The sequence below is a fragment of the Synechococcus sp. HIMB2401 genome (assembly GCF_042883245.1).
Taxonomy (GTDB): domain Bacteria; phylum Cyanobacteriota; class Cyanobacteriia; order PCC-6307; family Cyanobiaceae; genus Parasynechococcus.
The window spans coordinates 99974-123058 of the sequence record NZ_JBDJKK010000005.1 but is presented as its reverse complement, the minus strand read 5'-3'; the positions used below and the strand labels follow the sequence as shown (position 1 = coordinate 123058).

23 protein-coding genes and 1 tRNA gene are annotated in these 23085 nt (G+C 52.3%); 5 read left to right on the top strand and 19 right to left on the bottom strand.

Annotation, left to right across the window (positions count from 1 at the left end; all coding sequences use genetic code 11):
* The first annotated feature begins 45 nt into the window (after positions 1-45).
* Positions 46-513: a HEAT repeat domain-containing protein gene (locus AAXE93_RS11505; RefSeq protein ID WP_390130877.1), complete on the top strand. Its 468-nt coding sequence runs from the start codon at positions 46-48 to the stop codon at positions 511-513.
* Here AAXE93_RS11505 and AAXE93_RS11500 read toward each other — a convergent pair.
* Together AAXE93_RS11500 and AAXE93_RS11495 are read right to left on the bottom strand one after the other, a co-directional pair.
* Entirely contained in the window at positions 471-1433 is a 963-nt protein-coding gene (locus AAXE93_RS11500; protein ID WP_390130875.1) for a glycosyltransferase family 2 protein, read from the bottom strand. The two genes, AAXE93_RS11505 and AAXE93_RS11500, sit on opposite strands and share 43 nt — an antisense overlap.
* 60 nt (positions 1434-1493) lie before the next feature.
* The gene (locus tag AAXE93_RS11495) at positions 1494-2222 is read right to left on the bottom strand and encodes an NlpC/P60 family protein (RefSeq protein ID WP_390130873.1); all 729 of its coding nucleotides are present in this window, start codon (positions 2220-2222) and stop codon (positions 1494-1496) included.
* Between the two features lie 17 nt (positions 2223-2239).
* Between AAXE93_RS11495 and AAXE93_RS11490 the strand changes: the two genes are divergently transcribed.
* The 3 genes from AAXE93_RS11490 to AAXE93_RS11480 all read left to right on the top strand — a co-directional run bounded on the left by AAXE93_RS11490 (position 2240) and on the right by AAXE93_RS11480 (position 7074).
* Positions 2240-3154 (top strand): serine hydrolase, encoded by a 915-nt coding sequence (locus tag AAXE93_RS11490; protein WP_390130871.1) that lies wholly within the window; start codon positions 2240-2242, stop codon positions 3152-3154.
* 895 nt (positions 3155-4049) lie between these two features.
* The gene (locus AAXE93_RS11485) at positions 4050-5984 is read left to right on the top strand and encodes a hypothetical protein (RefSeq protein WP_390130869.1); all 1935 of its coding nucleotides are present in this window, start codon (positions 4050-4052) and stop codon (positions 5982-5984) included.
* Positions 5985-5988: 4 nt separating this feature from the next.
* Positions 5989-7074 (top strand): pyruvate kinase, encoded by a 1086-nt coding sequence (locus tag AAXE93_RS11480; RefSeq protein WP_390130867.1) that lies wholly within the window; start codon positions 5989-5991, stop codon positions 7072-7074.
* Positions 7075-7523: 449 nt separating this feature from the next.
* Here AAXE93_RS11480 and AAXE93_RS11475 read toward each other — a convergent pair whose 3' ends face one another.
* The 5 genes from AAXE93_RS11475 to alr form a co-directional block, all read right to left on the bottom strand.
* Positions 7524-9080, bottom strand: coding sequence for a tetratricopeptide repeat protein (locus tag AAXE93_RS11475; RefSeq protein WP_390130865.1), 1557 nt, complete (start codon positions 9078-9080; stop codon positions 7524-7526).
* A gap of 231 nt (positions 9081-9311) precedes the next feature.
* Positions 9312-10205: an FkbM family methyltransferase gene (locus AAXE93_RS11470; protein ID WP_390130863.1), complete on the bottom strand. Its 894-nt coding sequence runs from the start codon at positions 10203-10205 to the stop codon at positions 9312-9314.
* A gap of 91 nt (positions 10206-10296) precedes the next feature.
* A complete protein-coding gene (locus AAXE93_RS11465; protein WP_390130861.1) occupies positions 10297-13095 on the bottom strand; it encodes a Calx-beta domain-containing protein in 2799 nt (932 codons plus the stop codon).
* Between the two features lie 475 nt (positions 13096-13570).
* Positions 13571-13659: transfer RNA gene (locus tag AAXE93_RS11460), tRNA-Ser, on the bottom strand.
* 37 nt (positions 13660-13696) lie between these two features.
* Positions 13697-14827 (bottom strand): alanine racemase, encoded by a 1131-nt coding sequence (gene alr, locus AAXE93_RS11455; RefSeq protein WP_390130859.1) that lies wholly within the window; start codon positions 14825-14827, stop codon positions 13697-13699.
* Between the two features lie 69 nt (positions 14828-14896).
* Here alr and AAXE93_RS11450 point away from each other — a divergent pair, with 69 nt between their 5' ends.
* The gene (locus AAXE93_RS11450) at positions 14897-15397 is read left to right on the top strand and encodes an HNH endonuclease (RefSeq protein ID WP_114987236.1); all 501 of its coding nucleotides are present in this window, start codon (positions 14897-14899) and stop codon (positions 15395-15397) included.
* 3 nt (positions 15398-15400) lie between these two features.
* On the opposite strand, the gene prfA is transcribed toward AAXE93_RS11450, so the two are convergent.
* The 12 genes from prfA to secY all read right to left on the bottom strand — a co-directional run bounded on the left by prfA (position 15401) and on the right by secY (position 23026).
* The gene (gene prfA, locus AAXE93_RS11445; RefSeq protein WP_390130856.1) at positions 15401-16498 is read right to left on the bottom strand and encodes a peptide chain release factor 1; all 1098 of its coding nucleotides are present in this window, start codon (positions 16496-16498) and stop codon (positions 15401-15403) included.
* A 15-nt stretch (positions 16499-16513) separates the two neighbouring features.
* Entirely contained in the window at positions 16514-16765 is a 252-nt protein-coding gene (gene rpmE, locus AAXE93_RS11440; RefSeq protein WP_006851595.1) for a 50S ribosomal protein L31, read from the bottom strand.
* 13 nt (positions 16766-16778) lie between these two features.
* Positions 16779-17180, bottom strand: coding sequence for a 30S ribosomal protein S9 (gene rpsI / locus AAXE93_RS11435; protein WP_006849745.1), 402 nt, complete (start codon positions 17178-17180; stop codon positions 16779-16781).
* Positions 17177-17629, bottom strand: coding sequence for a 50S ribosomal protein L13 (rplM, locus tag AAXE93_RS11430; protein WP_390130853.1), 453 nt, complete (start codon positions 17627-17629; stop codon positions 17177-17179). The genes rpsI and rplM overlap by 4 nt, the downstream gene beginning before the upstream one ends.
* A gap of 155 nt (positions 17630-17784) precedes the next feature.
* A complete protein-coding gene (gene truA, locus AAXE93_RS11425; RefSeq protein WP_390130851.1) occupies positions 17785-18666 on the bottom strand; it encodes a tRNA pseudouridine(38-40) synthase TruA in 882 nt (293 codons plus the stop codon).
* Positions 18667-18691: 25 nt separating this feature from the next.
* Positions 18692-19042, bottom strand: a complete 351-nt coding sequence (gene rplQ / locus AAXE93_RS11420) for a 50S ribosomal protein L17 (protein WP_006851925.1) — start codon at positions 19040-19042, stop codon at positions 18692-18694.
* Positions 19043-19091: 49 nt separating this feature from the next.
* The gene (locus tag AAXE93_RS11415) at positions 19092-20030 is read right to left on the bottom strand and encodes a DNA-directed RNA polymerase subunit alpha (RefSeq protein ID WP_114987249.1); all 939 of its coding nucleotides are present in this window, start codon (positions 20028-20030) and stop codon (positions 19092-19094) included.
* A gap of 47 nt (positions 20031-20077) precedes the next feature.
* The gene (gene rpsK / locus AAXE93_RS11410; RefSeq protein ID WP_006850182.1) at positions 20078-20470 is read right to left on the bottom strand and encodes a 30S ribosomal protein S11; all 393 of its coding nucleotides are present in this window, start codon (positions 20468-20470) and stop codon (positions 20078-20080) included.
* 35 nt (positions 20471-20505) lie between these two features.
* Complete coding sequence (rpsM, locus tag AAXE93_RS11405; protein ID WP_006850466.1) at positions 20506-20871, bottom strand: 30S ribosomal protein S13; 366 nt, start codon at positions 20869-20871, stop codon at positions 20506-20508.
* 71 nt (positions 20872-20942) lie between these two features.
* A complete protein-coding gene (rpmJ, locus tag AAXE93_RS11400; RefSeq protein ID WP_006850859.1) occupies positions 20943-21056 on the bottom strand; it encodes a 50S ribosomal protein L36 in 114 nt (37 codons plus the stop codon).
* A 46-nt stretch (positions 21057-21102) separates the two neighbouring features.
* The gene (locus tag AAXE93_RS11395) at positions 21103-21654 is read right to left on the bottom strand and encodes an adenylate kinase (protein ID WP_188021623.1); all 552 of its coding nucleotides are present in this window, start codon (positions 21652-21654) and stop codon (positions 21103-21105) included.
* 52 nt (positions 21655-21706) lie between these two features.
* Entirely contained in the window at positions 21707-23026 is a 1320-nt protein-coding gene (secY, locus tag AAXE93_RS11390) for a preprotein translocase subunit SecY (RefSeq protein WP_115010466.1), read from the bottom strand.
* Between the last annotated feature and the right edge of the window lie 59 nt (positions 23027-23085).

Here is a 23085-nt window from a genome sequence, read left to right as displayed (position 1 = left end):
ACGGCCTGCTTTAGGCCCCGACGGCGACATAAAAGTTCAATCCGCATGCAGAACGTTCTCCTCCCCGGTGCCGTCGTGCTGCTCACGTTGGTGCTCTGGTTGCGCAGGAAGCCGGTGAAGCCGATGCTTTCCAGCACGGATGCCAGCCGTGTCGCACAAATCAATCGTGCCCAGCTGGAACTGGTGATTGAGCCTGCCGCTGATGGGGAGTCCATCGATGTTTCCCTGGAGTCCTGGACGGCGCCGAGCAGTCTCCTCGAGCGTCTTGCCCTGGGGCGCCGTCTCAAGGCCGATATGGAGGCTGGACCCGAGCAGCGTTTGCGCGCCGTTCGTTTGGCCGCCCGATGGGGGCACCGTTCGGCTCTGCCCCTGCTGCGTCAAGCGCTGCGGGACAGCGATGCGCGTGTGGTGGAAGCAGCTGCTGCTGCGATCGAACCGTTCCGCGGCGCGCCGGCCGCTGCCCCGACCCGTCAGCCGACCCGGCCGCCGCGCAACGTTTCGCGGATGCGATAAATGGGTCGGTCCTGGCTTTCGTGGTACGTGCGGATCAGCAGTTCGCCCAGAAGCCCGAAGCAGAATAGTTGAATGCCCGCTAAGCCAAGCACCACTGCCAGGGTGAGCAGTGGGCGATTGGCAATGTCACCTCCCATCACCTTGATCACCAGGAGATAGGTGCTGGTGATCAAGCTGGCGGCGATGGCCAGAAGTCCACCGAAGCCGAACACATACATCGGTCGGGTCAGAAAACGCTTCATGAACCAGACGGTGAGCAGATCCATCAGCACACGGAAGGTGCGATCGATCCCGTACTTGCTGCTGCCGAACTGACGCGCCCGGTGGTTCACCTTCACTTCGGTGATCCGTGCACCCTCGATGAAGGCCAGGGCGGGAAGAAAGCGATGCAGCTCTCCATAGAGCCGCATGTCTGAGAGCACCTCGCGTCGATAGGCCTTGAGGGAGCAGCCGTAGTCATGCAGCCGCACCCCAGTCACCCGGCCGATCAAGCGGTTGGCGATCCGGGAGGGAAGTTTGCGCTGGAGGGCGGCGTCCTGGCGCTGATGGCGCCAGCCACTCACGAGGTCATACCCCTGCCGCAGTTTGGCCAGCAGCATGGGGATGTCGGCCGGATCGTTCTGAAGATCTCCATCGAGGCTGACGATCACCTCTCCGCCAGCCACATCAAACCCAGCCGCCATGGCTGCGGTTTGGCCATAGTTCTTGCGCAGCAGAACAGCCACCACTTCGGGCACCTCTGCGCTGAGCTGGGCCAGCACTTTCGCGGTGCGGTCGCTGGATCCGTCGTCGACCAGGACCAGCTCAAACGTCTCGTCGGTTGGATGCAGTGTTGAGAGGAGCTGCTCAACCAGTTGGGGCAGGCTTTCCTCTTCGTTGTACAGCGGCACCACCACCGAGAGATTCAGGGGTGTACTCATGCCGGTCGCGCTGCGAGTCGCTCAACTTAAGCAGGGCCCCGGTCAATCCGGCTGACAGCGTCAGGAGACATGCGATCCGTCATGGCAACGCACCACACGGCCTGCACCGCGGAATTCAGCCCTGTAGTGGCATGCCACCGGGTGCTGATCGCTGCTGTAGAGGGTGTCGATGCCGATTCCATTGCGCCCATGGTCCTGGCCTGAGCTGTGGCGGTAGCGGCCCTCGCCGAGATGGAGCCCCACATGGGTGCAACGCCGCCGTGTGCCAAAAAACAGCAAATCTCCCGGGCGTAGCAGGCTGTGATCGTCGGGCAGAGCGGCAACAGGTTGGCAGAACCGCTCCTGCTGGTAGGCATCTCGTGGAATCCAAATGTCCTGGCTGGCGAAGGCCATCTGCATCAGACCGGAACAATCCATGTCCGGTTCCGTGGTGCCTCCCCAGAGGTAGACATTGGGACGCTGCTGGGCAGTTTCGCTCCAGGCGAGAACGCCAGGCAGACGTCGTTCAATCTCCGAGGAGCTAAGCGGCGACGGTCGCCAGGCTGCGCATCGCTCAGCTCGCCCCAGAACCGCCTCGACTTCGAGCCAGCAGCGGTAACCATCCTCCAGCAGCTGAACAGCGATCCTCTTGCGCTGCCTCTTCAGAATGCGAAAGCGGCGTCCACGACAGGCCTGGGTGGTCAGACTCGCGCCGTCAGATCGCGAATAACCATTCACGTCAGCGCACAGCTGCCAAAAGGAGCCCGTCTGAATCAGGTCCGGGGCCAGCAGGGTGCCTAACGTCGCCATGGCCCAATCGAATCGCTATGGCGTTCTACCGTCCCGATCCCGCAATGGCGGCTCGGCTTGAGGCGGCCCTCGATGGGCTCGATGCCGACGGTCGCCCGGGGCTACGCAACAGCCTGGCGGTCACGTGGGTGCGGTACGACGACGCTGCACCGGAGGCGGGTCAGGGCCGTGGTGCTTCCTGGAACCAAGACCGGATCCTCTATCCGGCCAGCGTGGTGAAGCTGTTTTATGCCGTCGCCGTTGAGCAGTGGCTGCAAAGGGACCTGATCCCTGAGAGCGACGAATTGCGGCGCGCGATGCGCGACATGATCGCCGACTCCAGCAACGATGCCACGGGGCTTGTGGTTGATCTGCTCACAGGCACCACCAGCGGCCCTGTCCTTCATGGCGAAGGCTGGGAGCTTTGGACGCAGCAGCGTCGCTTGATCAATGGCTGGTTGCAGAGCTTGGCTTGGCCGGAACTTGAGGCGGTGAATTGCTGCCAGAAGACCTGGGGTGACGGTCCCTACGGCCGGGAAAAAATGTTCTATGGGGCTGACAACAGCAATCGCAACGGCTTGTCCACGGCTGCGACAGCCCGGATGCTCGAGGCTGTTATGACCGGTGCGGTGGTGTCGCCGCCGGCCTGTCGTCGGCTGCAGGGTCTGTTGCAGCGCTCGCTTGACCAAAAGCAGCGTCGCGCTGATCCTGAAAACCAGGTGGATGGCTTTCTCGGTGAGGGCCTGCCCGATGACGCACTCATCTGGAGCAAGGCCGGCTGGATGAGTCAGGCCCGTCATGACGCAGCTTGGTTCCAGAAGTCCGAACAGCTGCCACCCAGCTTGCTGGTGGTGTTCACTACAGGGCCTGATCGCGCCAGGGACGCATCTCTTTTACCGGAGCTGTTACGGCAACTCAACCTGTTCACCAGTTCAGAGGATCCGTCGGATTGAGTCAATGAACTTGGAATGGAGAGGGATCCTTTCGGGGTGCTCGCCTCAGGCCAGTTGTGGGAACCCTTAAACGCCTGAATATCAAAGGTATCGGTTGTTTTAGGGGCTGCAAAATCTGCTTATGTTGTAGTCAAAAAAAACAGCACACTGATTTTTGTCAAGCCTAAGCAGAGTTCAATTAATAGTTGGATGCGTTGTTGTTTGCGTTATATGCCAAGAAAATTTGTCGATGAATTCTTTGACATTGGATATCAACCAGATGAGAGATCTGATAGAGAAGTCGACTAACGTGGGGAAGGCGCTCTAGTCGTCCACCGGTCGATGACGCCCGTGCTCAGGATTTTGACCCTGGCTAGTGTAAATTTAGTATGTAAGTGGCCTAGGTCTTTTCATATTAATCAACCTGATTCCAATTTACGAATGCGAGTGACTTTAAAAGAGCCTCTATTGTGCAACAAAGGATACGGATGGCCTCATTAATTCTTCTGCCATGTCATTGCCAAATAAACTCGCATAGCGCCATTTTGGTTGAATTACGTGCTTATAAATAATAGATCAAAGTCCTATATGCACTGATTTCCGTTCTTGGATGGAGATTAGAGCTCGACAGAATATAGATGATTTTCTCTATCAGATTTTCAAGATAAATGTGTGTCAATGTGCCAGTAAATAGCTACGTTTTCCCAATAGCTTAAGGCGTCTTGGTATTTACAAGATAAAATAAATGTTTGAGCCGAAATCCATGCTTTTTATCTGAAAAAGTCTTGTGAATCCTCGCAAACTGAGTTGCTTAAGTTTAAAAATTAATCTATTGGAGTCTATTTTCAGATTGCCTGGATTTTTTTTGGCTAGGCATCGTATACTGAAGAGGATTTCCATGTATTAGCTTTCTAAGGTGATTGACGAAGAATTTTTTCATCAAAATTTTAAGAAGCCGCTCAACAAGAAACTGATTGAACTTTCTGCTGTAAATGCAAGTATTAAGGATACACAGGATTGTAGGAGATTGGCGAGTTTGGTCGATGAAATTTTGGACAGCAATTACTTTAATTGTAGAGTTGAAGATAGGCGCGAGTCTTATGATTGCCATGCACGTATCAGATATAGGGTTGGCGAAAGCTCTGATTTAGACTTTTCAAGCTCCTTGCCTCTTTGCCTTGCACCGATAACCAATGAAAAATATTTTTATTGCAGGGGGAGCCTTACGGAAGGCACGAGAAGTACATACGATGAAATTATTCCCAGTCGAGATTATGCTTGTTTCTCATATGAATGGAGAAATTTATTTTCTATAGAGCACGCACAATCAGCTCTACAACTCATCTCTAATAAAGCATCCGTTTGGGCAAGTCAAGAAGTTAGGTTACATAGAATTCATTTATTTGGTTTACTTAAAGATCAGCAGAGAAGTTATACCCAGCTTATTTCTGGGAAGGCTCTTCTTGATCTATTCCAAAATTACACATCATTTGTTGAAATGTGTAAGAATGAAGGATTTGAGTTTTTCTCAGTTTCATTCGATGAAAGATTGTCGAAAATGCCGAAAGTAACTGTGCTTGGTGAATATAAAGATCCGTTGATTCAAGCTGCAGAGCAAGCATCAACAAGTGGTGAAGATCATGAACAGAAAAGAAAAAAAATAACATATGTAATATTTGTTGATTCTCTAGATTCTACCATTTTTGATAATAAGGAATATATGGACAAGCTACCGGCTTTAAAAAAGATTAGACGAGATTCTCTTTCTTTTAGGAATTTTACGTCCACAGGATTTTGGACTTATCCATGCACACATTCACTACATACTGGAATGCATCCAAAAATCACTGCAAGTTTTTTAAAGTTAGACCCTCAAACTGTAAGAGGATTTACTAGAAAAAAATACTCATTTAGTCAGGCAGGATCTATACATGACGCCATAAGTCATGCTGCTTACAATATGTATGGAATCAAAACACAAAAACTAACAAGCATCCTTAGAGAGAAAAGACTAAAATCAGTTTCTATCAAGTCATCTTCAATTACTTCTGCGTATTGGAACCTTCTCGAGGGTGTTGATATTTCAATAGAAAATTCGACAATAGACCTTATTCCCTATCATCTAAAAAGCCTAAGAGATCAATTTAAGAGTAAACTTGATTTGGTATTTGTGGATATTGATACAATTCATCGGGGACCCTTGTTTTACAAAAATTGTGATTTTGATTGGGGTGTTGACGAGCTTGATTTCATTCATTCTAAGCAGAGTCGTTCGAATAGGTTATTGGGAATATTAGATAGTGGGTATGATACTGCTGCGAGGGAGTTTTCTCAGTTGAAAAAAGTAGATGAAATACTTGGGAATATTCTCGAACAATCTTCAGAACAAGATACTATTATTCTTTACTCCGATAATGGTTCGCAAAATCAGCCATCTACAATAAAAACTGAATTAAGCTTTATCAAGGGATCAACTGGTACTATTGAAAAACTTTGGAGGCCAACATTGCTTGTAAAGACTTCTAAAAATAAACATATTCATCAGCCGCAAGAAGAACTTGTATCGACAACTGATTTGTTTTCAATTATTTTAAACGAATGTCAAATAAGCTTAGAAGAGTTTAATAGCAATCCCTTGATTGATGCCAACTTGCCAATCGCCTTGGGTGGCGCCAAAAAAAGAACCGTTGCTGAATCCTTTGGATTAAATTATATCGACAACTTCAGTGTAGAATGGTGCAAACGTTATGGTTATACGACTGGAGATTACAAGGCTTTCGATCTACGTGATATGCCTATTGCCCCTATCAATGAAATCATTGACTCACTTGAGTCACAGTTTCAGGCCTAAACCAATGATTAAAGTTATAGGAACAATTGGACCTGCTTCAATTAACCTCAATACACTTAAAAACTTAAAATCCAAAGGATTAAATAGCTTTAGAATTAATTTATCTCATTCAAACAGAGAACTTTTGGATTATTATTATGAGCAATTTAAAATTGCAGATGTCGAACCCTCATTAGATACACAAGGTGCACAAGTGAGAATCTCCTTTCTTAAGAGAAAGCAATATAATACAATTGACGAAAAAATTTCCATTGGCTATTATGATTTAGTTGACGGACAATCGGCGAAGTATATCGATATAGGCCTGACGCATAAACAATTTTTTGACCAAATTGATGATGGTGATGAAATAAAAATAGGATTTGATGGACTAATTGTAAAAGTATCAAGTGTCGATAAAGTTCAATCCATTTTATTCGCTAAAGTGGTTAATGTAGGAGAAATTGATCTTAATAAAGCGGTTGATATATCAAGAAAGTCTTTACAGCTACCTGCCTTTACTTCGTTTGATCTTGAGTGTATTAGTGAATCATTGAGACATGGAATAAAGGAGATTTATGTCTCCTTTTGTGGTTCGTCGAAATGTATCACTCAAGTAAAAAATATGCTTAGAGAGGCTGGATGGAGTGAAGACAATTTACCAAAAATAATTGCCAAAATTGAAAATAGACAAGGGTTATTAGATCTCGAAAATATTGTAGAAGAAGCAGATGGTATATTAATTGATAGAGGTGATTTGTCGAGAGAAATAAAAATATCTATGATCCCGGGAATTGTGAATAAAGTTATAAAAACATGTGTCACTCGAGATACGCCTTGTTATGTCGCGACCAATGTTTTGGATTCGATGATGGTGAGCAAGTTGCCGTCAAGAGCAGAGATATCTGATATTTATAACCTATTATCTTTTGGCATATCAGGATTTGTTTTAGCTGCAGAAGTTGCGATTGGTAGTCATCCTGTGGAGTCTGTTGAAGTTGTTAGGTACATGTCATCAGTATTCTTTGATCAAAAATTTCAGGCTGGAATTATTCCCTCAACTCAAGAAGTAATTCCAGATATAAAAGAGCCTTTGCTGTCTTGGTTGTAATTATTAAATTTCTCCTACAGTTTAATTGAGGTTTGAGCTTTTTTCTATTGTTTAGCACAAGTTCCTGAACTGGTTTAATGTGCGGCTGAAATGAGCATGATTCAGGTTTCCCAAAATGGAGGCCAACAACAAATTCTCCTATATGGCATAGTTCTTCTTTTTCTACTTGGCTTTGTTATTAGGCTTATGTTAAGGCTACGTCTTAGATTCCATAAAATTTTTCTCAAATTCGTTTTCAGTAAGAGCTCGATAAAATCAATTTTGGTCATTTTAACCTCACTTTTCTGATTTTCATACATAGCATACATATGCTCAGAGAGTAATCGTGAAATGTCATTGCTAAATGGTTGTTGAATCTTGATCTGCCAAAAATTAAAAAAATTATCCAGAATTAGCATTTTGCCATTAATAAAATAACCGCGATATGCCATGGCCTGCAGGTCTAGCTTTTAATTGATTATTTCTTTCAGCCGTATATCAATTTGGTCATACATTTGGTTATTATTGCATTTATTCATAGCTTTTTCTAGGGAAAGTATTGCGGATTTTTTATTGCCAAAAGCGTCATAAGCTATGCCCATTCCATGATAAGCCGTCCAAGACTCAGGGGCTAAATATATGACTTTTTTAAATGCTGATAGTGAGGTCTGAAGATCACCTGCTCTTCTAGAGACTGCACCAAGTCCCAGCCATGAGTAATAGTTATTTGGGTCAATCTTTGTTAGTTGTTTGCATGGTACTACTGCCTCAACATATTTACCTTGTGAGGCCAGAGATTTAGCGTATCCCATTAAATTAAAAGGAGTTTTGAGTTTATTGATTGTTTTATTAAACAAACTGGCCGAAAGGACAAAGAAGTTCATCTTAAATAATGTACAAGCAATTCCATCTGCTAGTTTTAAATCTTCTGTTTTAAGTGCAAGTTCGTACATTCGGTAAGCATTAGATTGATACTCAGCATTATCGGAAAGGCTTGATCGTATATGTGTCGTATTTATGTCTCCATATTCTTCCCATCTTGGGTGCACTGCTTTAAGCTTGTCGATCTCTTCATTGCTTTTATCAGTCATTCCTAATCGTGCATATACGGAGCTCAGTGCAAAGATGAATTGCCATGAATTCTGAACGCTATCACATGTGCTAATTAAATATTGTAGATAATTGAGAGATTCTTTTTTCTGCCCCAGTGACATCATGGACCAAAAGCGTAGCCCAAACAAATCCCCATTAAACAAGTGAAAGTTTTGATTTGGGTGCACCAAGTCAAGAGTAGATTCAAATTTATTTTGGCGGAATAATTCGCAATTTTTTGATGCGTAATTCCAAAGATTGATGGTCTTAGAGTCTTTGATTTGGGCTAGGCATTTTTCGGATGAGATGTCAAAAAAGTACGAATTTTCATCGAGTGAGCTGTCTCTATTATCGATACAATTAAGTTCGTCTTTGTATTGTCTGATAGTTTCTTCTCCCTCTGTTTCTTGGGCGATTGCTAAGCATTTCCATACATTATTTTTCCTGGCATTCAACGTGATCTCTAGTAAGTCAAGATAATGTTGAGACTTGACTAAAAATCTTTTGTCTAGATCTTGCTTCGTGCAATACTGTTGAAAATCTTTTTTCGCCGAGGCATAATATCCGAGCAAATACTTGAGATAAGCTGAATGGAATTTTTGCTGAAACCAGTCTTGTGGATTAATCTCACATGTCAACGAAAACAGGCTGAGCGATTCTCTTAAGGCTTTTTTGTCAATGCTATACATATCTTTTAAAGCTTCTCTCGCTTTCATTAAGGCCTGAGTGTGAAATTCATTTATCGCTTCTTTGCTTGTTCCTAGTATTGACTTGTAAATGCTGATTCTTTCTTTCGCTAGTGACTTCGCTTTGTATGCTTGCGTATTTGCTGAATCTTTCGTACAATTCAATTCTTTTTCTTGTTCAAGTATGTTATGAGCCAAAATTTTATATTCTTTGCGATTTACTAAATGCCAGAATTCTTTAAATCTCATCTTGAGATGTAAACTCCTTCATAATTGTAGCGCACCTCCGCATTACCCAGAAATCATGGTGCTGAGGACTATGTGATGCTTGAGCCCATTCTGACTAGAAGACAGTTTTGGGGGCCATGAATTCTCATTCGATCAACATATTTTCTTTTTTGTGATGATTACGCAAGTTGTTTGATTAAAATAGGCAGTTACGCATTTTTTAAATTCGAATTGGGTAAAGTCATGGAGCTACTAATGCACGTGATCTGCTGGCCATATCTTTGTTTCGATATATTCTTCTACGAAGCAATTTGTTAGCCTGGCTATCTCATCTCTCTCGGGAACCTGATGGGCTGTTTGCATGAATCTTGGCGAAAAGCACACTCCAAACGCTACATGCAGTATTAGTTCTCTGTAAAGATGATCTAATGGCAGAGCAAGAGATTTTTCGGGAATCCATAAGCCGTCGAAAAAACTCATTACATTGGGGCCAAAATCTGGCGTTAACATGTGATGATGGCAGGGGAATATCTTCAATAATGAGTATCCTCTTTTTTCGAGATATAATGAAGTGGTGCCGATAGTTGCTTGATTCTTATAAAATTTCATTGTATTCATCTCTGTAATTATCCATGGCCTAAAGGCCTGGATGGACGCATTCATTCCTTTTATGACTTCAAGGTCAAATCCTTGAGTGTCAATTTTTACGATTAAAGGTGCTACGCCAAAAGCTCCTGAAATCTCGTCAATACTTATAGACTTCAAGAAGTAAGTGTCTTTGGTCTTGAACCTATTTATGTCATGATAGTCGGAGAGGTTTTCAAGATCGGGTAGCAAACAAGACGAGCATTGAGGCTTATTTGCTTCAAAAAAAGCCCTAGTATTTCTTGATTTGTCTGCAAGGAATGGGACGTCAATGCTTTTTTGTCGTGCAAGTGTATTGTTATCTTTGATGCTTTTAATCCAATCGTCTTGGTTAGGTTGATTTTTGTTCGCCTCGAAGTTGAACGTAACCGCTTCCTTCAGGCTTGTGAGAGCATTTAGGGGACCACCTTTAAGGCCTCCGTCTGATCCAATATCAAAGATTCCCAGGCTGCTTACTTTTGAGCTTAGGAGCTGGAGTAATTTGAGCTGTGCAGAGTGCAAAATAGTTTTTCTAGGTCTTTTTGTAGTGTAAAGGCATCTTCGCCGAGTTCTTAAGTATTGATTCCTAAAATCTTCCTATGGCCTGTTCTTCTTAAGCCTGCAGAGGAGGAACCGTGTTGTCACCCCAGTAGCTCCACATCTGGTTGTTCATCGCTGCTGTTGATCCATCACCGCTGGTCATCTGGGTGATCTGCCCAACGCTCAAGTTCCCGCCGGTGTAAACCGCTTCCAGGGTGCCTTTGGCATAGATGCCAATGCCGGAGACGCCTCTGGCGGTGACGTTCTCTTTAAAGGAGAGGTCTTGGGAGAAGACACCAATGATCTTGATTTGGTCTTTAGCATCCAGTCCCTCGATGAAATCAGTTTTTTCACCGTTAGGGCTGTTGCCTGAGGTGCCGTACCACCAGTTGTTGAGGTGTTGATCGGACTTAATCGCGATCAGGTCTGTGGAGCCATCACGCTGATCCTTGTAGGTGTTCCAGCCGAAGTCGCCGTGCAGCTCATCAGAGCCAGCACCACCGGTGATGATGTCGCGTCCGTTGCCGCCGTGGATCAGGTCATCACCATCACCGCCATCGATGACGTCCCAACCGGCAAGCCCCCTGAGGGTTTCACCGCCGGTGCTGCCATTGAGCACAGAGCCTTTGGGCACTCCATCCCAGGCGCTTTTGTTGATCTGCTTGCCCTGGATCAGTTCACCGCCACCTTGTTTGGCTTGAACAACGCGGTTGATCTGGACCTTCTCACTCCAGGTCTTCTCAACCACATCCATCAGCTTGGTGTCGTTGACGTCCTGGGATAAGGCGCTGATGGGTGTGGAGTCAGAGAACCACTGACCAACGATGTCTCTGGTTTTAACGGTCTGATCAACGCGGTAGATGTTCCAACTGCTGAGCTTGTTGTTGGAATTGACGGTGTTGTTCTTGTTGTTGGAGTTGATGGTGGTCGTTGTGTTGTTGGATCCGACCGTGGTGTTGTTGGAATTGAAGTAGTTGTAGGTGATGTTGGTTTTATTGGTCGTGTTGTTCACGACGGCTTGATCGTCATCCTCGATGGTGACGGTGGCAGCTTTGGTGTTGAACTGCGCGAGATCGTCGGTGGATGCGATTTTGACCTTGAAGGTCTCATCCGATTCAACGGCAGAGTCTTCTTTGGTGGTGATGGATAGTTTCTTGCTTTTAACGCCCGCACCAAAGCGGATCGTCTTGTCTTTGATCTGGGTGTAATCGGATCCGCTTTTGGCGGTGCCGTTGACAGTGTTGACGGTGAGGTCGATCGCAGCAGATGTATTGCCTTTGCGCGTGATCAGGACTTGAGCGGTATCACCTTCCCAGACGTTGGTGCCATCGATGGAGAAAATCGATTCAGCAGGTGTTAGGGAGGTGTCATTAATGGTGACGGAGGCAGTGTCACCCACTTGGTTCTCCCGTTTCCAATCACTAAAGAGCTTGATCTCTAAGGTTTCTGTGCCTTCTGTTGTCAGATCATTGGCGAGGGTATGGGCAAAGGTGATCGTTCCATCGGATTGAACGACACGTGAGCCTTTGAGATCACCGGTGGAGAAATCATCGGCATCAATGCCGGTACCACTGAGCGTCCAATAGAGCCTGGTCCCTGCATCTACACCTGTTGTTGTGACATTGGTGCGAACTTCTCCGCCTTCATTGGAAGAAGAAACTGTTGGAGTGATGGTGTAGGTGGGACCTAGGGGTATCTCGACAATGCCTTTCCCCTCCCACCAAGGCGCGTTTGGTGGAGTGTCGTTTGTCCCAAGCATCACAGTGTTACCGCCGTGACCATCCCAGAAGTGGACATAGTTTCCGTCCGTGTTGAATATTGGTTGCATCCATCCTTCGAATCGGTATGTTTCACCGCTTTCCCAGCTAAATCCGTTTTTGCCCCAACCGGCTCTGCTTCCATCTCTATTTACTGGACCTGAGTTATCAGGGTCGCTTAAGCCTATCCATCCTTTGAAGTTATTTTGGTGAAGGAAGTCGAACTCTTCTTTTGTGGCAATTGAAGCCAAATGTCCACCAAGATTTTTTGCGGCAATTGCTGCTTCTTTCCAGGTGGGACCTGTGATTGTCGTGTAGAGTGAATTATTCCACTTGAGCTCATCATTTTTGATGGTCAGAGTCGCGGATCCATTCTGAATCTGTGCCGGCACTGCATCACCAGAGGAAGCAGACAAAGTCAGATTGATCGTCTCATCAGATTCAGCATCTATATCTTCATTGGTCACGATATTGACTGTCTTTGAGGTCTCGCCTGCAGCGAATGTAAGTGTCTTGATCTTCTTCTTATAGTCGTCTCCCGCAACTGCTGATCCATCAGAAGTAGCAAGGATCAGTGTTTGCTCTGTTGAAGTGCCACCAGTGCGCGTGATTTTGATCTTTCCTTTTTCTCCTTCCTCGACTTCTGCATCACTTATCGAGAAGTAAGAGAGTGGTACCTCTGCAATGCCTTTGTATGGATTGCTGGGGTTGCTTGGATAGTCATCCCTAGAATCGTCCAGATAAATATTAGATGTATGTCCGGGATTGTTGAATATTCCAAGTAGTCTATCAGAGTTTTGATCGCTTGAGTTGTTTAAGTAGAGCGCAGAAAGAGATGTTTTGAATGAGTCTCCATTCGACCATCTCCAGCTTCCGTTTTCTTTGATGCCTCCTGACCAATAGTGATTGATGCTCCACTCATGAGGTGCCCACGCAGAATTATCTTCCGAGTATTGATACTTGGATTTTGAAAATTCATTTCCAAGCCACCTACTTTCTGACTCATTATTAATTGAGAATAAATTCCCGCCTAGTGCGATCGCATTGGCTTCCGCTGAGGACCAGTTGACGCCTTCGACAATTTGGTAATAACTGCTTCCGCGAATCACGCCCATAGAGGTCGCGAGCCATAGCCCGCCCAATTCTTGCGAGAATCTTAAGACGCATGGGTCTCGCTAGGGAATAAGTGGTTATTCCTGCTCTCGCTATCCCTTGCTGGGGATGGATCTCAGCTCTGCTCAGCGCGCCAGGCAGAAGCCATTGCTTTTGTACTGCGATCGACTGGGGCAGGACGTCCCGCTGCTGCCTCCAGCGCGGAAGAACTGGTAGTTCGGCTGTGTTGCTCTACAGAAGCCACTTCCGCGGTATTGGGAGCCAGAAGGGCAGGAGGTTCCACTGCTTCCCCCTGCTCGGAACATCTGGTTCGCCTGAGCAGGAAAAGCCAAGAGCGAGAGGGCTCTTGCATAGACCAATGCAAGATCGAAACGCATTGGCTTGATTGGGCGAAGTCCCAAAAAGCTAATCCCCTGAAATCGACTGTGCTGCAGTCGATTTCAGAGAATGAAGCTACTGAGAATGATTCTCAGGAAGCGGAGAGGGAGGGATTCGAACCCTCGACAGAAGTTGCCTCCTGTAACTCCTTAGCAGGGAGCCGCTTTCAACCACTCAGCCACCTCTCCAGCGGCCCATCAACTTTACCAAGTGCTCGGCAGCTGGTCAGACCTCAACGCGGGGCAGGCGTCGTTTGAAACCGCAGAGGATCTCCCAGGGAATCGAACCGCATTGGTTGCTCCAGCTTTGAGGGTTTAATTCCAGGTCGCCGTCCTGGCCCAGCAGAGTGACGATGTCGCCTCGCTCCAGCTCAGCTACATCGGTGGCATCCAGCAGGAGCTGATCCATGGTTATGGCTCCCACCTGAGGCAGCTGGCGATTGCGATTCAAGGCGTGGATGCGCCCGCTGAGGGACCGCAGAACACCATCGGCATAGCCAATGCCCACCACCGCAAGCCGCGTGGGGCGCTGGGTGATGAAGTGATGGCCGTAGCTGACCCCTGTGCCGGCGGGTACCTCGCGGATCAGGCTGACCCGGGCACGAACGGCCAGGGCGGGTTGTAAGGGAATGACGCTGCTTAGATGACTTGCAGGGGCATGGCCGTACAGGGCTAGTCCAACTCGCACGAGGTCGTGGTGCAGCTCCCGGTTGAGCAGGGTCCCTGCCGAGTTAGCCAGATGGCGGGTGATGCCGGCACCCGCTTGGGGCAGAGCCGAGAGCATGCTCACGAAGCGCTCCTGCTGGAGGCTGGTCAAGGCATCGTTCGGCTCATCGGCACAGGCCAGATGGCTGTAGATGCCCTCCAGATTGAGGTGTTCCAGGCTGTTCAGCTCCGCCGCGGTCTGATGTCCCTCGCTGAGGGAGCAGCCCAGCCGTGCCATGCCGGTGTCGATCTTCAATTGCACGTCGAAACACCGACCGCTGTCGGCTGCCAGAGCGTTGCAGAGCTGGGCATCCCTGAGGCTGCTCAGGGTGGGCATCAACCGCCAGTGCAGGCAAGTGCGCAGGTCGTCCGGTTCATTGAGGTTGCTTAGTAACAGCACTGGTGCTTCCAGCCCGGCCCGCCGCAGCTCAAGGCCTTCCTGCAGCGTGGCTACGCCAAGGCTGGTGGCTCCCCCCTGAAGGGCAGCCCGTGCCACCGTCTCGGCGCCGTGGCCGTAGCCATCGGCCTTCACCACCGCCATCAGTTGGGTACGAGCACCGAGGTGTTGGCAGAGCGCCCTGGCGTTGGCCCGAATCGCTGCAGGTGAAACCTCCACCCAGGCGCGCTGACGTGGATTCAGCTCCGGAATCACAGGCGGTGCTCGGCGCTACCGAGACAGCTTCACATCGCCGATAGCATGACCATTATTGAGTGAGCTGGCATGGGCCAGGTTCTCGTTCTCAATGCGTCCTACGAGCCGCTCAATATCACCACCTGGAGACGGGCTGTGGTGATGATGCTGAAGGGCAAGGCCGAGAGTCTGGAACACGACCCCTGTCGGCAACTGCGTCAGGGCACCCACCTGCCAACGGTGATCCGCCTGCGCCAGTACGTTCGCGTTCCCTTTCGTCAGCTGCCCCTGACGCGTCGCAACCTCTTCCAGCGGGACAACCACACCTGCCAGTACTGCGGCAGTCGTGACAATCAGTTGTCCATCGACCATGTGATGCCCCGCAGTCGGGGAGGTAGCGACACCTGGGAGAACGTGACCACGGCTTGCCTCAGCTGCAATGTGCGCAAAGGCAATCGAACTCCGAAGGAAGCCGCCATGCCTCTGCGCCATGTGCCGCGGCGACCGGCCAGCAGCCTCAGTTTTGAGGCCCGGCGCCAGATCCATTCCGGTCATCACCAGGAATGGGCGAAGTACGTGATCGGTGCTTGACCGTCAGGCCTCGGCCTGATCGCTCAGCGCTTCGAGTTTCTGACGTTGCTCTTCGGCGATGCAGGCACCAATCAGGTCTTCTAGCTGGCCATCCAACACAGGTTCCAGGGTGAAGTTTCGTCCCAGCCGGTGATCTGTGGTTCGGTTGTCTTTGTAGTTGTAAGTGCGGATTTTTTCGGAGCGGTCACCACTGCCCACTTGGGAGCGTCGATCGCTGCTTTCGCGTTCTGCGGCAGCCGCCTGCTCCCGCTCCAACAATTTGGCGCGCAGGATCTCCAGGGCCCGTTCCCGGTTCTGCAGCTGGGAGCGTTCCTGGGTGCAGAACACGCGGATGCCCGTGGGTTTGTGGAGAAGGTCCACAGCTGTTTCCACCTTGTTGACGTTCTGCCCCCCAGCACCGCCTGAACGCGCGGTGCTGATATCGAGATCCTTCGGGTCGAGCTGAACTTCCACGGCATCGGCTTCGGGCATCACGGCCACCGTGGCTGTTGAGGTGTGGACCCGACCCTGGGATTCCGTGGCCGGGACCCGTTGCACCCGATGCACTCCCGCCTCAAATTTCAGTTGGCTGTAGACGCTGTCGCCACGCACCGACAGGATCAGTTCGCGAAACCCGCCCAGGTCGGCCTCGGTGCAGCTGATGGATTGCACGGCCCAGCCCATTTTTTGGCTGTACCGCTCATACATCCGTGCCAGATCACCGGCCCAGAGACAGGCCTCGTCGCCGCCTGCGCCGGCACGAATTTCCAGCATCACACTGCGCTCATCGCGAGGATCCCGCGGCAGCAGAGCCAGGGTGAGCCGCTCCGTCAGCGTTGCGTGCTGTTCCTGGAGGCTGGCCAACTCATCCTGCGCCAGTTCCTCCATTGCAGCGTCACCGCGACTGTCTTTCAACAGCTGACGTGCGGAATCACGCTCGGATTCGAGCTTCTTGAGTTCCTCGAAGTCGAGCACGAGTGGCTCAAGTCTTGATCGCTCCCGTGCGATCGATTCAAGCCGCTTTGGATCAGCGGCCACATCAGGATCAGCCAGCTGCCGCTCGAGGTTGCGGAAGCTGGCTGTGGCTGTTTTCAGCCGTGTGAACAAGGTCGAGGCGTCCATGCCCCGTTCTCACCTTCAGGCCTTGGACTCGGCCTTGGCAGAGTCGGCACCTTTTTTCTTGGTGCCCATGCCGTACTTCTTCATGAAGCGGTCCACACGACCCTCGGTGTCGAGGATCTTCTGGGTGCCGGTGAAGAAGGGGTGGTTGCCGCTCCAGACGTCGACGTGGATCTCCGGCTGGGTGGCGCCTGTGGTCATGACCACTTCGCCGTTGCAGATCACCTTGGCGTCGGGATACCAGGTGGGATGAATGTCGGGCTTTGGCATCGGTAAAAAAAAATCAGCGCTTGGAGAACTGAGGAGCCTTACGGGCTTTCTTGAGGCCGTACTTGCGGCGTTCCTTGGCACGGGGGTCACGGCTGAGGTGACCTTCCGTCTTCAGCGGCTTGCGGTTGTCGGCAGACAGTTCGCACAGGGCGCGGGCTGCACCTTGCTTGATGGCGCCAGACTGACCGGTGAGTCCACCACCGTGAACGTTGACGAGGATGTCGTACTCGCTGCTGAGGCCGAGGGTCTCCAAGGGAGCCTTCACCGCTGCGATGTACGAGGGGTTGTAGTTCAGATAGTTGTCACCGGGACGACCATTGATAGTGATCGTTCCATTGCCGGGGACGAGACGAACACGGGCGACAGAGGTCTTGCGACGACCGGTGCCCCAGTAGACGACGGAGTTGTTGCTCATTGGGCGGATGCGGAGGGGTTGAGCTGAAGAGGCTGGGGCTTCTGAGCGGCGTGGGGATGCTCGGTGCCTTTGTAGACCTTGAGCTTGCGGAACATCTGGCGGCCCAGGGCGTTGTGGGGGAGCATGCCTTTGATGGCCTTCTCCACGATCCGCTCGGGGATCCGTTCCTGCAGAGCTTCGAAGGTTTCCACCTTCATGCCGCCGGGACGACCGGAGTGACGGCGGTACAGCTTCTGCTGGGGCTTACGACCGGAGACTTTGATCTTCTCGGCGTTCACGACGACGACAAAATCACCGGTGTCCAGATGGGGGGTGAAGCTGGGGTTGTTCTTGCCACGCAGCACGGCGGCCACTTCAGTGGCCAGACGGCCGAGGGTTTGATTCTCAGCGTCCACCAAGTACCACTGGCGGTCGATCGAATCAATCGGGGGGAGAGAGGTCTTGTTCATCGCGCCGGCATGCCGGTTCGGTTATGTCCCGCCTGAAGAAGCGGAACTGGGCAAAGGGGTCGGTCCAGAACTGGACCTGACGGGGCTAAAGATCGAGCTTACTCTTCGGCCCTCCAGCTCCAGTGAGTTGGGCAGCTTTCGAAGTAGAGGCCCGTTTATCCCGGCGTTGAGGGTGGATCCGGAGGCGGATCGCTCTCGGCCAGAAAAAACCACGGCTGACAATCGTACCAGCCGGCTTCGGTGAAGATGGGCTCGGCATAGCCAGCCCGAAGCAGGCAGAGGCCCGTGGCCGGCGCCGCCTCTTTCACCTCATGGCGTCGTCGTTCCCTCCAGCGCTGTTCAAAGGCGGCAAGACTGAGACGGTGCTCGCCAACGGCCACCAACTGGGCCATCAGCAGGCGAACCATGCCGTACAGAAAACCACTCGCCTGAATCTCAACCCGCAGAAGATCGCCTTGGCGCTCCACGAGCACCTCCTGCACGGTGGTTCGGGCATGGGCGCGACGGCTGCCTGCCTTCATGAAGGCGCTGAAGTCGTGCAGACCAAGCATGCTGCTCAAAGCGTCCCGCATGCGGGACTCATCCAGCCTGTGTTGGTAACGGTGCCAGCTCCAGGGGCTTAAAAACAAATTGGGGCGGCGCCCGTTGTGAATCGTGTACCGGTACCGCCTGTAGGTGGCGGAGTAACAGGCATGCCAATCCAGGGGACGGGCGACGGATTCGCGCACACGAATGGTGCTCGGCAAGCGTCCGTTCAAGGCCGGGGCCCATTTGCGAGCTGGGATCGGCCCACTGCAGTCGAAGTGCACCACCTGACCGGCGGCATGAACGCCGGCATCGGTGCGACCGGCGGCAAAGGTCTGCACCGGTCGGTGCGGATCAAGCTGGGCGATGGCGTTCTCCAGCACGGCCTGAACACTGCGACCGTTGCGTTGGCGCTGCCACCCACAAAATGAAGAACCCTCGTACTGAAGGCTGAGCGCGATCCGCTGAAGGGACGCTGGCTCAGGACCTGAAGACGAGGGTTGGGTGTTCAAACGTCAGAACTGACGTGAGGTCTGATCAGACCAGTTCAATGATGGCCATCTCGGCGTTGTCGCCACGACGAGGAACGGTGCGGGTGATGCGGGTGTAGCCACCCTTGCGATCGCTGTAGCGGTTGGGAGCCTTGTCGAACAGGGCATGCACCAGCTGCTTGTCGTAGATGTAACCCATGGCCCGGCGACGGGAGGCGAGGCTGCCGTCCTTGGCCAGGGTGATCATGCGCTCGGCTTCGTCGCGAAGCGCTTTGGCCCGTGCCTTGGTGGTGGTGACCCGACCTTCGCGAATCAGCTGGGTGGTCAGGGCGCGCAGCATTGCCTTGCGCTGGTCAGCTGGACGTCCCAGCTGAGGAACTCGGCATTGATGACGCATGGTTCTGTCGGTGACGAAGACGAAAAAGGACGTTCAGGCCGTTCTGCAGTTATGCAGAAGTGCGGCTCTGGGGGATGGAGATGCCGATGCGCTCGAGGGCTTCGATCACTTCATCAGCGGATTTGGAACCGAAGTTCTTGATCTCCAGAAGATCCTCGTAGCTGAAGCCCATCAGGTCAGACACGGAGTTGACCTGGGCCCGCTTGAGGCAGTTGTAGGCGCGAACCGAAAGGTTCAGTTCCTCAAGAGGAATCTGTGCTTCCGCCGAGGGCTCGGGTTCAGCAGGAACTTCCTCCACGAGAGTGACGGTGGCCAGCGGCTGGAACAGCTCAATCAATTGATTGGCTGATTGAGCCAGGGCGTCGTCGGGGGTAATGGAGCCGTCGGTGACGATCTCCATCCGCAGGCGCTCGCGGGCCGAACCGCCTTCGGCAACGGCGGTTTCGTCGATGGTGAAGTTGACCCGGGTCACGGGCATGAACACGGCATCGATCTGGAGCAGATCGATGGCACTGGTTTCTTCGTTGTGACGATCCACCGGGCGATAGCCAACGCCGCGCTCAACGTGCACTTCCAGCTCGAGGCTGTGGCCGTCGGCCACGGTGGCGATCGGACGATCAGCGTCCACCACCTGCACCTGAGAGGAGAACTGAAGATCTCCGGCCTTCACTTCAGCGGGACCAGCCACCACGAGACGACCGATCTCGAGTTCGGCCGAACGGCTGTTGACGGTGAGCTCCTTGCAGTTCAGCAGGATGTCGAGAACGTCTTCACGGACCCCAGGAACCGTGGCGTATTCGTGATTGACACCGGCAATCCGGATGGCGGTGACAGCACTGCCTTCCAGCCCACCCATCAGCACGCGGCGCAGCGCGTTGCCCAGGGTCGTGGCCTGGCCACGCTCGAGGGGACCGATCAGGAAAACGCCGGACTGGGCGCGATCCTCGGCCACCTGATGCTCAATGCGATCAATCTGGTACTGCAACACGGTCTGAATCGGGGTAAGGGGAGAAACCGGACGGAAATCAGCTCGGTTCAGACGCGGCGGCGCTTGGGCCGGCGGCAACCGTTGTGGGGCAGGGGGGTGACGTCGCGAATCAGGGTGATTTCGAGGCCAGCAACCTGGAGAGCACGGATGGCGGTCTCACGGCCTGAGCCAGGACCCCTCACCAGCACTTCGATTTGACGCATGCCTTGGTCAAGGGCGCGACGTGCTGCTGCTTCTGCAGCGGTTTGAGCCGCAAAGGGGGTGCCTTTGCGAGCACCCTTGAAGCCACTGGCACCTGCAGACGACCAGGAAATCACCTCACCGGCGGTGTCGGTGATGGACACGATGGTGTTGTTGAAGGTGCTCTGGATGTGAGCGACGCCGTTCGGGACGTTGCGCTTGGCCTTCTTGGGGCCGGATTTTTTGACGGTTTTAGCCATGGCCGTATGCAGTCAGGGATAAGGATGTAGAGGGCTTACTTCTTCTTGCCGGCCACAGTTTTCCGCGCGCCGCGGCGAGTGCGGGCGTTGGTGCGGGTGCGTTGGCCACGAACGGGAAGGCTCATGCGATGGCGACGGCCACGGACGCAGCCGATGTCCTGCAGGCGCTTGAGGGCCATGCCCTCCTGACGGCGCAGATCGCCCTCGAGGGTGTATTCCTCCATGGCGTTGCGGAGCTTCTGAAGATCTCCGTCCTCCAGATCTTTCACCCGGATGTCGGGGTTCACGCCGGTTTTGGCCAGGATGGCCTGTGAGCGGGTGAGACCAACTCCGTAGATGTAAGTGAGGGACACTTCGATCCGCTTGTCGCGGGGAATGTCAACGCCGGCGATCCGTGCCACGTTCGTTTAGTTGAAAAGGACAGATGCCTCCGAAGTCCTGGAGGCGAGGAATGTTTCAGAACAGCGGGGGATCAGCCCTGGCGCTGTTTGTGCTTGGGGTTGGCGCAAATGACCATGACCTTGCCGTGGCGACGGATCACCCGGCACTTGTCACACATTTTTTTCACTGAGCTGCGCACCTTCATGAGGCGTGGCTCTCCAAATTTCCAAACGGCAACGTTACCATGCCGGTCAACCGAGAACGGACTCGATCCGCTTGGTGATCTCCTCGACTGTGCCCTGGGCGGGGACGGAAACCAGGAGACCCTTGTCGCTATAGAAGCGAATCAGGGGTGCGGTTTTCTCGCGGTAAACCTCCAGGCGATTGCGGATCACCGCTTCGTTGTCGTCGGCGCGACCGCGGGCCAACAGCCGTTCAATCAAAACGGCGTCATCCAGCTCCAGCAGAACCACGGCCTGGATGGGTTGCTGCAATTCGGCCAGCAGGGGTTCGAGTGCTTCAGCCTGGGGCACCGTGCGCGGGAACCCATCCAGCAACCAGCCATCGGTGGTGAGAGCCTTCATCTGGCTTTCCACAATCGCCAGCACAAGGGCGTCGCTCACCAGTTCGCCGCGGTTCATCACCGCTTCAGCTTCTTTGCCCAGATCGCTGCCGGCTGCTACTTCAGAGCGCAGCAGATCGCCTGTGGACAGATGCTTCATACTGTTGGCATCGCACAGCCGAGCGGCTTGAGTGCCTTTGCCGGCTCCGGGAGGGCCAAGAAAGAGCAAGCGATTTTTCATGGTTGCGTAAGCGTGAGGTGACGTGAACAGAAGGTGCGCTGCCCAGCAGCGCTCACTGGCGAACGAGGCCTTCGTAGCGTTGTGAGATCACATAGGTCTGCACCTGCTTTGCCGTGTCGATGGCCACACCGACAAGGATCAGTAGTGATGTGGCGCCAAGCCCCTGGAAGGTCTGCACATTCGTGGCGCGTTCGACGGCCGCGGGAATGATGGCGACGGCGCCGAGGAACAGGCCACCCAGCAAGGTGAGGCGGTTCTGGACTCCTGAGAGATAAGTGGCCGTGGCGCTGCCGGGGCGAACGCCTGGAATCGCCACACCACCCCGTTTCAGGTTGGTGGCGATGTCAGCGGGATTCACCGTGAGAGAGGCATAAAAATAAGAGAAGCCCAGGATCAACGCAAAAAATGTGAGTGCGTATGGCCAGGGGTTCGCTGCCCCAGGATTCAGGGCACTGGCCGCACGGATCAACCACTCACTCTTGGTGAGGTTGGCGATGGTGACCGGCAGGAAAATCAGGGCTGAAGCGAAAATGATCGGCATCACACCGCCGGCATTCAGCTTGAGCGGCAGATAGCTCTGACGCGTGGGGAGCACACCTGCTCCACCCACCTGGCGCTTGGCGCTGACGATGGGGATACGGCGAGCTCCCTCCTGCACGAAGATGATTCCAACGATCGTGGCCAGGAACACCAGCACCAGAACAATGATGCCCAGCACGGTGTCCCGGTCACCGGTTTGAGCGGCTTCGATCGTGGCGCCGAGGGTGCGCGGCAGGGTGGCAACGATGTTCAGAAAAATCACCAGGGAAGCCCCCTGGCCGATGCCTCGCTCCGTGATTACTTCACTCAGCCACATCACCACCATCGAGCCGGTCACCAGGGCCAGTGCCGTCTGAACCACAAAGGTCACTTCGCTCAGACCTTCCACGGCGTATTGGCGCAGGATCATGGCGAAGACGACGCTCTGGACGAGACCCCAACCGAGCGCCACATAACGGGTGATCTGGGCGATCTTGCGTCGGCCAGCCTCGCCTTCATTCTTCTGGAGGTCTTCCAGCTGCGGCAGCGCTGCGGTCAGCAACTGGAGGATGATCGAGGCGTTGATGAAGGGCAGGATCCCCAGGGCAAAGATGCCCAGGGTGGAGATCCCGCCGCCGGTGAAGATGTCGAGAAAACCGATCAGCTGTCCGCCTTGATCGATGAATTGCTTGAAGGCTTCCCGATCGATTCCGGGCATTGGGATGTAGATCCCAAGACGCACCAACAACAGCAGGCCGAGTGTGGTGAGCACGCGACTGCGGAGCCCAGGGTTAGTGATCAGCTGGCCGATCACTTCGGAGGCGTTGGGGTTGCGACCCCGACTGACGAGCATGTCCGGAAGAAAGTGAAGTTGGGCGAAAAGCCAAGAAGCCGCCCGTGGATCGAAATCCA